Genomic DNA, 11,439 nt, shown 5'->3' on the forward strand with positions numbered 1-11,439 from the left:
AGCTACATTATTAACCGCAGTAGTGAGGTTGGCTGGATTAACGTTTGGGTCTATTAGGTTATTAACTGTTTGCAAATCAGCCGTTATGTCAGCTCCTCCCTGACCTACGGCATTCTGAATTGCTGTGGAATTTGAAAATAAATCTGGATTTGCGCCACCCAGTGTCCCAGCTACATTATTAACCGCAGTAGTGAGGTTGGCTGGATTAACGTTTGGGTCTATTAGGTTATTAACTGTTTGCAAATCAGCCGTTATGTCAGCTCCTCCTTGACCTACAGTGTTCTGAATTGCTGTGGAATTTGAAAATAAATCTGGATTTGTGCCCCCCAGTGTCCCCGCCACATTACTAACCGCAGTAGTGAGGTTGGCTGGATTAACATTTGGGTCTATGAGATTATTAACTGTTTGCAAATCAGTCGTTACGTCAGCTCCTCCTTGACCTACGGTACTCTGGATTGCTGCGGAATTTGAAAATAAATCTGGATTCGTACCACCAAGTACATTATCTACGCTTGTAATAGCTTCATCGATGCTAGGTTGTCCAGGAGTAATTCTATCTATCAGTGCCCCCGGGTCGCCACCAACTTCATCTAGGAATTCATCAAGATCTTTTGCATCTGATTGGGGAACTATCCTTCCCATGGAAGTTGGGGAGCTGTTGGCCCAAAAAAGTACATCCTCTGCACTCCAGTTGGAGCACCACCCACTTTCCGCCGCGACCACAATAACAAAAACCCCCACCAATACCAATGCAATTTTTCTCATAAATATCTCCCATTTACATCATCATTTGTCAAAAGCCAAGTTTTTTAAAATCCCTCGACCCTGCAGGATTAAAAACTATCAATTATCCAAAGCGCTCATTGACAACAATTTAAATCAAATTATCTTTATCACACCAAAGTTCGTATCTGCTACCTGAAAATTTACTCGTGTTAGCTGCAATTTGTTGTAAGAATGCAACTATACTAAAGAGAAATGAAAACCCTGACCAGCAAGCTGGCAGCTACCATTAAACTAGAGGTTTTGATTTCACGAGAGTATAAACACAAACTAATCCGAATAATTTTGATTTTTCAAAATGAACAGGAGGCAGCAACCGCATGCCCTCGCCACTATCACTGCCACCGAGTTCAAGAAATGCCTCAAGCAGATTCCCCGAAAATATGCACATGTGAATGGATCGGGTGTATCGTCCCAAATTTTTTAGATACCACTATCCAGGTGCTGCCGGAATCTCCGGCGGTTTGGTCTAGCTCTCCTTCGACAAACACGAGATTACCTTCGCTTAAGCAGCTGATTACGTACTCGACCCATAAAGAATCTTCCACTAACACTCTGTGTTTTTGAAATTGCTCACTGTCACCACTTATGCTGCTATCTATGGGGGTGAGCAAAGTGATTGTGGCTAATTGTTCATTGTTGTCCTTGAAAAAGACATGAGCGTTTGCTTCGAGTAAGCCGATAATGCTGGCACGGTTGAGAAAATAGTCCATTTGGTTCTCCTGTTTCTGGGGTTATCAATTTCTGTAAGCCACGACAGATCCAGGAGGCATTAAGTAGGGAGGTAAAAAAGTTGGGAGGACTACAAAGTACCGTGGTTGTAACGTCCCCCCTAAACTCCCCACCAACACTAAACCAACGAGCAGCTGCGGTATTATTATAGATCCTACCCCATAAAGCACGAATGAACGCACCTCCAGCAACAAACGCGTGTTTGTGTTGGAAAAATGGGACAGAATCATATAAAGTGGCAGCAGCCATTGACTTTGATCTCCGTATAAGATCTGGTTAGTGGTCATGTGGCAGCTGAGTGTTTGACGCATCTCGGCTGTCACGCTGACCAGCATAACGCCGTTTGTACATGAAAAGCAATAGCAAAAAAAATAATAAATTCTAGCTTAAACGAAAATTTAGATATGCTCGTTGTGCGCAAGGCATACGAAAGAAAATTAGCGTTCAAGATGACGGCCAAGGAGGATGTCCCAAAGCGCAATTTATGCCCGGGACGGATATAGATAGTAAACTATACTATTGCTGAATCAAAAGAGCACCTTGCCATTCATTTTCTTTCCTTTCATTTTTTGTGTGATCGCCTCAAAACATTCCACACTTGCCGATCTTGGCCATAAATGTCAGCAACAAAGTGCGGACGCTTTTGCTCATCGACCCAAGTTGTAAAGTAGGTTACATGGACGGGTACCTTGCTTGATAGAGTGACATTACGCGTCTTGTAGCCTTTCATTTCGCTTTCAATGACGGATCTGCCCCAATGGATTGGGTCATTAAAGACAAAAAGAGCAAGCTCCACGGGTTTTTGTACTCGAATGCAACCCGAGCTAAAAGTGCGTACAGGTTTATCAAAGAGTTGTTTTTGAGACGTATCGTGCAGATAGACATTGAATCGATTTGGCATGGTAAAGCGTATTTTTCCCAATGCATTCTTTGGGCCTGGGGTTTGGCGCAACCTGTACCCATGTGCCCCTGAAGACCAGTTCACACTTGATGGGTTGACTCTGCGGCCTGAACTATTGGTGACGACATATCCTCTTTTGCGGATATAGGAAGGATCTTTCAATATTTTGGGCAACTTATCATGAACAAAAATTCCCCTTGGAATATGCCACGATGGGTTGAAGCGAACAGCTCGGATGTTAACAGTAAACACAGGTGTTTCCCGATAAGTCATTCCGATGATGATTTTACTTTTTAAGACAACACGCCTGTTTTCAACGGCTTCAAGGGCGAATTCTGGAATGTTAACGCGAATATAGCGCTCACCTGGATCACGAGGCATCCAACGCCAACGTTCCATAGCAATGGTAATTTGTTGAATGCGTTGCTGCGGTGTTGTATTCAAAGCCTTAAGTGTTTTTGGTCCAATTTTGCCATCAACTTCAAGTCCATGTCGTTCCTGAAAGGCTAAAAGGGCATTTCGAAGAGTATCATCAAAACTTTCAAAATTTTGATGAGCACTGCTTAGATCTCCCAATCGAACTAAGATCTCTCGAAGTGTGCGAACTGTAGAATTGGTTTCTCCAGGGACCAGCTTGACGTTCGTTGCAAGTGTGGGCCAGGGGCCAACGGCTGCAAGTTGGCGATATTGTGCAAGCAAAAGTTTAAGCGCCATATATTCGAAATAATGGGGCGCTAAATCATTCATCCACCCGCACGTTTGATTTTGGCTACCTTGGTAGAGAATTTTTACGGCATCGACGGGATCAGGCTTAACCACCAATTGACGATCTGCAAGTCTGGGATTGAAGCGGCCATTACGCACATCATCAATGTACCGCAAAAATGCTTTGGTCAGATGTAGTTCTGCTTTTACAAAATTTCCCTTTTCAAAGGCGTTTAAAGCATTTTGCAAAATATGCCTGTAATCATTGGGTTCAAGGCCCTCCCGTTCGGCATGGGCTAAGCGATCAATGGCTTCTTTAGCACAATGGTTCCAGTTCGCGCCATCAAACCATATTGGCCTAAAATTAACTTTTTGGTAAAATTGAAGAGTCTTACCAGTAAAATTTGCTTGGTTTACAGCTGCTCGAAAATTGTCTTGCAATGGTTCTGCAGCATAACTCTCTAGAGAAAATATACTATAGTAAAAAGAAAATAATAAAATTAAAAACCAAAGAATATTATTTGATGATGGCTTGCGCATATTAAAAAACCTTTCAAAAAGACATGAATACTAATTATATTATTACCATACTTATATTGATAAAAAGTTTCTAAAAACACTGGAAAATGTTAGATGGTTGGAGGTATAATTGTGGACAAAGACTGTACGACGCCTGATATTTTAAAACGGAGAACGCGATGGCTTTAGAGATGAATGAACCTTTACTTGCTCCAGACTATAAGCCTAGTAAGGACGAGGCTTATATGAATCCGATGATGATTGCCTATTTCAAAAAGAAATTAGTGGATTGGCGGCGCGACCTTTTGGAAGGTTCTACGGATACGATTCACACGTTGCAAGCAGAAACACGTGAGGAGCCTGACGTTGCCGATAGAGCTTCTGCTGAAACGGATCGGGCTATTGAACTCCGTACTCGCGATCGCGAGCGCAAACTCATTAGCAAAATTGATGAGGCGCTACAGCGCATTGCCAGTGGCAGTTATGGATATTGTGAGGAGACAGGTGAACCCATCGGAGTGGCCCGCCTTGAAGCACGTGCCATTGCAACGCTCAGCCTTGAGGCGCAAGAGCGTCACGAGCGCAAAGAAAGGACCAGGGTAGACCAAAGAGTTTGATCATACCCGCTATACTCTCGTGAAATCAAAACCTCTAGTTTAATGATAGCGAGAAGCGCGCAGTTTACTTGGGTACAATGAGCACTTCGAGCGTATCAGGAAACAGAGGTTTTGATTTCACTTCAGTATAACGCGCTCTTGCCACTTCGTATCAGGTGTCAAAACAACCTTACGGCTTTGTTGAGTGGATAAAAAAGAAAATTCGAGCTTTAAATGATTCGACAAAGCCATCCCCTCTAGCCTCTCTGGCCATTCAATTAAGGTGAGCCCTGTATGGAGAGCTTCTTCTAACCCCAACTCAATCACTTCCAGCACTGAATCCAGTCGATACAAGTCAAAATGGTAAAGGGTCTGCTCTTTTCTCTCATATAACTGTACTAAAGTAAACGTAGGACTTGGAACCTGACAGGATTTTTGCATCCAAGCCTGAATAAAAGCACGCGCAAAAGTTGTTTTTCCTGTGCCTAAATCACCTTGCAAAGTAATCACATCCCCGATTTCAGCGAGGCAAGCGTACATACGAGCCAGGTCTTCAGTTGCTGTAAGGGTTGGAAGATCAACTGTTATGGATCTATTCGTATTCATTCACCTGACCAGATCTTGATTGACAACAAATACAGTCAGCTGAGATAAGCACGGTTGCTTGGGCAAGTTGATCTGTATCAGATAAAGAAATATAAACACGCGGTTTCATGTTTTCAGGGGTTAGATCACGCAAGCGGATTAAAGCGGCTCCCTTAAGTAGAATTTGTGGTTGCCCCTGCCTATTATTTTTAACCTCCATGTCTTTCCAGGAAATGCCATCGGCGATTCCAGTGCCTAACGCTTTGGCACACGCCTCCTTGGCAGCAAACCGTTTGGCCAATCGAGCAGCTGTTTTAAGGGAAGAGATGGCATATTTTTGTTCGAGTTCAGTAAAGATACGATTCAAAAATCGCTCTTGATGGCGTTTTAGCAAACGTTCTATCCGGATAATTTCAATGATATCGCTGCCAATACCTAAAATCATAGTTAAATCTCTATACTCGTACTGTTTTCAAAATGTGGGGTTTTACTATATCACAACTCTAACTTATCCGCATTTTACAATCTCAATGCTCTGATGGCGTAGTGCATCTGGGAGAATCTCGTTTTTAGAAATTTTGCAAACACCTTCAACAAATGCAACAGAATCAGTTTTTGATGGTTATTTTCATATACTGGTCCCGGTCATTAATTGCACCAAATCATCATGCAGAACTGCGTTTGAACCCAAGATTGTTTTATGATCATCTCCACTTTTGTCTTTGTCAAACTCGGTGACTCGGCCACCAGCCTCACGGATCAAAATTGTACCGGTTGCAATATCCCATATTTTTGAGCCACCTCGCCAAAACGCCTCAAAACGTCCAGCCGCCACATAAGCTAAATCAAGAGAAGTTGAACCAAAATAACGAATACCCTGGATATGATTTCTTAAACTTTGTATTCGGTCTACCGCGTGATCCAAGCTGGAAGAATTTCTCAGCGGCAACCCTGTAACCAATAAAGCCTCTTGCAAATGCTGGCGATTCGACACCCGCAAACGACGATGGTTTAAAAAAGCTCCCTGACCCTTTTCAGCGCTAAACATTTCATCACGCACCGGATCGTAGGTAATGCCTGCAATAATCTCACCTGATTTTTCAAGGGCCACAGAAATGGCAAAGTGCGGAATGCCGTGCAGAAAATTCCGGGTTCCATCTAAAGGATCAATAATCCATCGGTGCTCTGGATCTTTGCCTTCAATCACCCCTGACTCTTCCATAATGAATCCGTAATCTGGGCGAGCATACACGAGCTCTTCATAAATGGTTCTCTCAGCTTGCTTATCAGCGGTGGAAACAAAATTATCTGGGCCTTTTAGGGAAACCTGTAGTTGCTCGACTTCGCCAAAATCACGCACCAAACGCCTGGCTGCCTTATGCACAGCCTTCATCATTACATTCATATGGGCTGAGCGCCCAGGTACAATTCTCGATGACATAAAATAAAATCCTTAAAAGTAGCGAGAAATCAAACTGTCGGATTTTACGATAGTGAAAAGCGCGCAGTTTAGGCTAGTAAATGAGCACTTTAAATGTATCAGAAAATCGACAATTTGGTTTCTATTCATTACAAATTTAATCTTTAGCACGTTCTACGTATGTACAATCGGCAGTATTCACAACAACTTTGGTGCCAGCCTCGATATGGGGGGGCACCATAACGCGCAGACCATTTTCCAAAACCGCAGGTTTATAAGAAGACGCCGCCGTCTGGCCCTTAACCACAGGGTCAGCTTCAGTGATTTCCATAACTACGGTGTCAGGAAGCTTAAGTCCCAAAATCTCACCTTCATAAACAAGCAAAGTCACTGTCATACTTTCCTTTAGAAACTTAGCTTCTTCACCTACAAGCTCGGGAGAAAGATCCAATTGTTCAAATGTCTCTTGATCCATAAAAGTGTACATATCCCCTTGTGAGAAAAGAAACTGGTGTTCACGTTCTTCCAAACGCACACGCTCGACCGATTCACTGGCCCGAAAACGTTCATTAAGCTTAGTGCCATCACGAATGTCCTTTAATTCTACTTGGGCATACGCTCCGCCTTTTCCAGGTTTCACATGATCTGTTTTCACAGCCTGCCACAAGCGTCCTTTGTGTTCGATGATATTGCCAGGTCGTATTTCGTTACCGTTGATCTTCATGCTTTTAGACACCTTTCCACTGAAATTTCACGCTTGCGCGATTTCATTCTATTTACCGCGCTTTTGACTGCAAACGCAAGGTTTGGTTTCTTCAGAAGAATATTTGGTATACCCGTGCTGAATCAAAATGTTGAGCTTTATGATAGAGAAAAGCGCACAGTTTACAACTGTGATACTGCAACTTCGTGTCGCACGCCTGGTAACCACCCCTTGCTATTACTGATATCTCACCCTATAGTTATATTATGTGGGTGTTTAAAATAACCCTCACGAAACCAAACCAAAAGGAGAATAAAACCATGACTTTCCAACATCGACATTGTCATACATCTGACCTCAGCAGCAAACTATTTAATCTACGCAACAATGACGGAGTTTATGACAATGACCCAAATGCAATATCAACCAGTACGGTATCAAAACGATTTAGACGCATCTAACTTTTTAAATCAGCGCTTGTTGGCGCCCAGACGTTTCTATTTCAAATTTTCCCTCTTCCTCCTCCTCTTTTTTTCCCTTTCTTCCCTCACTCTTTCTCTATCCTTTCCTCTCAAAGCAAAGACCCATCAGCAAACCGTTGCTGTGATTCAAGCCGTTGAACACCCAGCATTAAATGCATCGCGTCAAGGCATTGCCGATGCCCTAACTTTACGTGGCTTCCAACCAAACAAAAATATCAAATGGATCTATGGAAACGCCCAGGGCAATATTGCAATGGCAATGCAGATCGCACAAAAATCTTTAGGGGCGCACGCAGATGTGATCGTCACCTTGGGCACTTCTCCAACCCAAGCTGCCATGGCTGTCACGCGAGATGCAGACACGCCTATTGTGTTTGCCTCAGTCACCGATCCGGTAACTTCAAAAATCGTGCAAAACCTTGAACGACCGGAAGGACGTATTACTGGGGTCTCTAATCTAACTCCCATTCGCCCCCAGTTTGAGATGTTTCAAAAACTCCTACCTCATCTCAAACGCATCGGAGTGGTGTTCAACCCTGGAGAAGCCAATTCCGTTCGCCTCAATGAATTAATGGTGGCTGAGGGCAAAAGAATGGGAATTGAAGTTATCTTAAGCCCAGCGAACAAATCAAGTGAAGTCAGTATCGCTGCAGGGCTACCTCATGAAGATTATGTTGTTTTTCCCAAAACCTTATCTACAAAGGGTTTGATAGCTTTTGCAGATACGTGCAATACTACGTGCTTTTTGTAGACTGAAAACGGCCGGTATCCCTTTGTAGATAAGGATTTAAGCAATATATGATGACTATTTCATGAGGTAGCCCTGAGTATCGCTGCCATTAGGCTTGCGGGCACTGTAGATGCCTTGTTTGTTAACAACGACAACACAGCGCTGGCTGCTTTTGAGGCCGTTGTCCAAGCTGGATTGCGACACAGTATTCCAGTCTTTGTCAGTGATACTGACATGCTAGATCGAGGCGCTCTTGCAGCTCTTGGCCCCAATCAATACGAGATTGGCAAACAAGCTGGTAATCAAGTAGCTCGGTTATTAATGGGGGAAAAGATCAGCAGTATCACCGTTGAATTTCCCCAGAAAATAGAGTTGCACCTGAACGAAGATATAGCCAAAAGTCTAAATATCAAGATTCCAGAGAGGATAAAAAAACGTGCAAAAAGGGTTGTAAAAACCGACAAAAAATACTAAGTATTAATGAGACACATTTGATGTGTTATTGCTGCGTGCCGGGCCTTGCTTAAAGCAAGACCCGGCTGCGGTTGGTCCAAGAGTCTCCCTTAAGGGATTGTTATGCAAGAAAAATTCTTAATGATTCTTATTTCCTCGTCGCATCTACCAAACGTGCAACCTCCTGTACATTACTCACTATATTGCTAAAAGATTAACGAAGGGTTAAAAGTAATGGCAAAATTCATAAAAATTTTCGTAAGTTTTCTCCTAGCAGTCCTTATAGTGGGTGGCTTTATTTGGCGCACCAAACAAACACCACACTTGCAACCTGATGCCAAAGTGCTTGCTATTACACAGATTGTAACTCATCCTGCTCTTGATTCTGTGCGAGAAGGCTTACTAAAAAGCCTGACTGCTGCTGGTTGGCACGAGGGTAAAAATTTACGCATTATTTATGACAACGCCCATGGAAACATTGCAATGGCTAACCAAATTGCCCATAAATTTGCAGGACTTCAAGCAGATGTAATCGTGGCCATTGCAACGCCCTCTGCCCAAGCTGTGATTTCAGCAACCCGCGGCAAGGACGTACCTGTTGTTTTTGCAGCCGTCAGTGACCCGCTAGGCGCCAACCTGGTCCCTAACCTAGAACGTCCTGGAGATCATATCACCGGAACCAGTGATCACCCTCCAGTTGCCAAACAAATTTCTTTGATTGCTGAATTTTTGCCCGACAAAAAATCACTTGTTATTGGAATGATCCACAACGCTGGAGAAGCTAATTCAGCCAATCAAGTAGCAATTGCTAAGCAAATTGCCACCCAAAGGGGCATTACAATATTGGCTCGCTCGGTTGATAATGCCACCAAAGTAACCACTGCCGTACACAGCTTGGTTGGCAATGTGGATGCTCTCTATCTGCCGCTTGACAATACAGTTGCTTCGGCCTTGCCGTCGGTGTTCGAAGCAAGCTTGCATAACCCACAAGGCAAACAGATACCCGTGTTTGCCAGCGATCCAGAAGTGGTTAAAAGTGGGGCACTGGCAACAGTTGGCTTCAGCCATTACCATGAAGGAAAACTAACGGGAACAGTCGTCAGCCGCATCTTGTCTGGAGAATCTCCAGGGGAAATTGCAGTGGAAACACCGCACCCAGCAATGGTGTATATTAATCTGAAAGCCGCTAAAAAACTTGGAATAAAAATCCCCGAGGCAGTCAGAAATCGAGCTGCGAAAGTGTACCGGTAATCAATATGTCAGTACTCAGTAAGTCAGTGGTCATTAATCAGTCAACGACCACTGGCCACCAACGACCGGATACTGACCCACCGACCACCAATTCGCCAACCATCAAGCGAGCATGGATCTTGTGGTTTTTTGCGGCTCTGTTTTATGCCTATCAGTTCCTGTTGCGCGTTTCTCCAGGCGTCATGTCTGACGAATTGGTACAAGTTTACGCCATTGATGCCACTCAACTGGGACTGTTGACCTCTTTCTACTACTATGCATACGTCGGCATGCAGTTGCCACTGGGCATCATTATCGACAAAATGGGATCCGAACGCATAATTGCTTTTGCTGCACTTTTGTTGGGCGGTGCTAGCGTGTTATTTGCCCTTGCCCCTAATATTGTAATTGCCAGTATTGCCAGATTCTTGATGGGGGGTTGTTCAGCATGTGGATGGATCGGCTGCGTTATTCTAACGACTCGATGGTTTTCCCCACAACAAAAAGGCCTAATCATCAGTCTTACTATGGGACTTGGGACGCTCGGCGCTATGCTGGGAGGAATGCCACTGGAAGTGTTCATATCGTATGTAGGCTGGAGAAAAGCGCTGGAAATACTGTCTTTGGTAGGCCTATTGATAGGCGTCATTCTTTATTTGGTCGTTTACTCAATTCCAGCGCACCTTTTTCCCCTGAATAAAATAAGCCTGAATAAAATAAGAAGGAAGACAGCACAAGCACCATCACATTCCACTTCACAGTCCACTTGGAATAATCTTAAAACCATCATGAAGAAACCACAATGCTGGATTGTACCTGCTCATGCCATGTTAATGTGGCTCCCCATTGCCATTATTGGTGACCAATGGGGGGTTTCGTTTCTTGAAAGGTATTACCAACTTGATGAGGGCATGGCAGCCACATTCATTGCCTGCCTATTTATTGGGGTTTCCATAGGGGGACCATTCTTTGTGTTGCTTGCACACAAATTGTCTAGTTACAAAATTCCCTTATTCATGGGTGCTATTCTTTGCTGCTCTCTATATTCAATAATTGTGTTTGTCCCTGGCATACCATTTATTGTGCTCTACATTCTTTTCTTCCTGGCAGGTGTTTGCTTTACCTCCCAACTGCTGTGTTTTTCAATCGTAACGGACAGTACTCCCTCATCCATCAGTGGAACCACCATGGCCTTTACCAACATGATCATCATGATCAGTGGGATCATTGGCCTTCCTGCCATTGGCTGGATATTGGATTGGAGTGCAGGATCTACTGGATCCCTAGGTATGGAAGGATATTCAGCAGATGACTTTCGTACAGCTTTCACCTTTATTCCTATTTGTATGATACTCGCTGGGTGCCTGGTATTTAAAATTCGTGATACGTACCCAAAGTAGTTTGCCATATCCTCTGACACGATCATAGGGAACTCGAAGTGCTAATTCACACTTGTAAACTGCGCGCTTCTTGCTATCATTAAACCTGAGGTTTGATTTTAGGGACTGGGTTAGCCGTATTACCACGGTACTTTGATTTTTTTCACTCTATTCCTGACGAAATTTTAAAAAGTGAGAATTTTTTGTAAAAAATCTATCCG

The 11,439-nt window shown here is 43.6% G+C and carries 12 protein-coding genes; 5 read left to right on the forward strand and 7 right to left on the reverse strand.

The window, feature by feature from the left end; translation table 11 throughout:
- The 3 genes from ABFQ95_05245 to ABFQ95_05255 all read right to left on the reverse strand — a co-directional run.
- Nucleotides 1-765 (reverse strand): hypothetical protein (locus ABFQ95_05245; protein ID MEN8236930.1); only part of this gene is annotated, 765 nt, incomplete at its 3' end.
- A gap of 380 nt (nt 766-1,145) precedes the next feature.
- Nucleotides 1,146-1,496, reverse strand: a complete 351-nt coding sequence (locus tag ABFQ95_05250) for a hypothetical protein (protein ID MEN8236931.1) — start codon at nt 1,494-1,496, stop codon at nt 1,146-1,148.
- Between the two features lie 581 nt (nt 1,497-2,077).
- Complete coding sequence (locus tag ABFQ95_05255) at nt 2,078-3,661, reverse strand: L,D-transpeptidase family protein (protein MEN8236932.1); 1,584 nt, start codon at nt 3,659-3,661, stop codon at nt 2,078-2,080.
- Between the two features lie 158 nt (nt 3,662-3,819).
- Between ABFQ95_05255 and dksA the strand changes: the two genes are divergently transcribed.
- Nucleotides 3,820-4,257: an RNA polymerase-binding protein DksA gene (dksA, locus tag ABFQ95_05260; protein ID MEN8236933.1), complete on the forward strand. Its 438-nt coding sequence runs from the start codon at nt 3,820-3,822 to the stop codon at nt 4,255-4,257.
- A gap of 117 nt (nt 4,258-4,374) precedes the next feature.
- On the opposite strand, the gene tsaE is transcribed toward dksA, so the two are convergent.
- The 4 genes from tsaE to efp form a co-directional block, all read right to left on the reverse strand.
- Nucleotides 4,375-4,842 carry a tRNA (adenosine(37)-N6)-threonylcarbamoyltransferase complex ATPase subunit type 1 TsaE gene (tsaE, locus tag ABFQ95_05265; protein ID MEN8236934.1) on the reverse strand — a complete coding sequence of 156 codons (468 nt, stop codon included), beginning with the start codon at nt 4,840-4,842 and terminating at the stop codon, nt 4,375-4,377.
- Nucleotides 4,829-5,266, reverse strand: coding sequence for a holo-ACP synthase (gene acpS / locus ABFQ95_05270; GenBank protein MEN8236935.1), 438 nt, complete (start codon nt 5,264-5,266; stop codon nt 4,829-4,831). Before acpS ends, tsaE begins: the two co-directional genes overlap by 14 nt.
- A 183-nt stretch (nt 5,267-5,449) precedes the next feature.
- Nucleotides 5,450-6,262 carry an inositol monophosphatase family protein gene (locus ABFQ95_05275; GenBank protein MEN8236936.1) on the reverse strand — a complete coding sequence of 271 codons (813 nt, stop codon included), beginning with the start codon at nt 6,260-6,262 and terminating at the stop codon, nt 5,450-5,452.
- A gap of 136 nt (nt 6,263-6,398) precedes the next feature.
- Nucleotides 6,399-6,965, reverse strand: a complete 567-nt coding sequence (efp, locus tag ABFQ95_05280; protein MEN8236937.1) for an elongation factor P — start codon at nt 6,963-6,965, stop codon at nt 6,399-6,401.
- A 384-nt stretch (nt 6,966-7,349) separates the two neighbouring features.
- On the opposite strand from efp, the gene ABFQ95_05285 reads away from it, so the two are divergent.
- The 4 genes from ABFQ95_05285 (at nt 7,350) to ABFQ95_05300 (ending at nt 11,239) form a co-directional block, all read left to right on the forward strand.
- Nucleotides 7,350-8,177, forward strand: coding sequence for an ABC transporter substrate-binding protein (locus tag ABFQ95_05285; GenBank protein MEN8236938.1), 828 nt, complete (start codon nt 7,350-7,352; stop codon nt 8,175-8,177).
- A 78-nt stretch (nt 8,178-8,255) separates the two neighbouring features.
- On the forward strand, nt 8,256-8,630 hold the full coding sequence (locus ABFQ95_05290; protein MEN8236939.1) for an ABC transporter substrate binding protein: 375 nt from the start codon (nt 8,256-8,258) through the stop codon (nt 8,628-8,630).
- Between the two features lie 213 nt (nt 8,631-8,843).
- A complete protein-coding gene (locus tag ABFQ95_05295; protein ID MEN8236940.1) occupies nt 8,844-9,860 on the forward strand; it encodes an ABC transporter substrate-binding protein in 1,017 nt (338 codons plus the stop codon).
- Between the two features lie 5 nt (nt 9,861-9,865).
- Entirely contained in the window at nt 9,866-11,239 is a 1,374-nt protein-coding gene (locus ABFQ95_05300) for an MFS transporter (GenBank protein ID MEN8236941.1), read from the forward strand.
- Nucleotides 11,240-11,439 lie beyond the last annotated feature (200 nt).

The sequence above is a fragment of the Pseudomonadota bacterium genome, from assembly GCA_039714795.1.
Taxonomy (GTDB): domain Bacteria; phylum Pseudomonadota; class Alphaproteobacteria; order JAGOMX01; family JAGOMX01; genus JBDLIP01.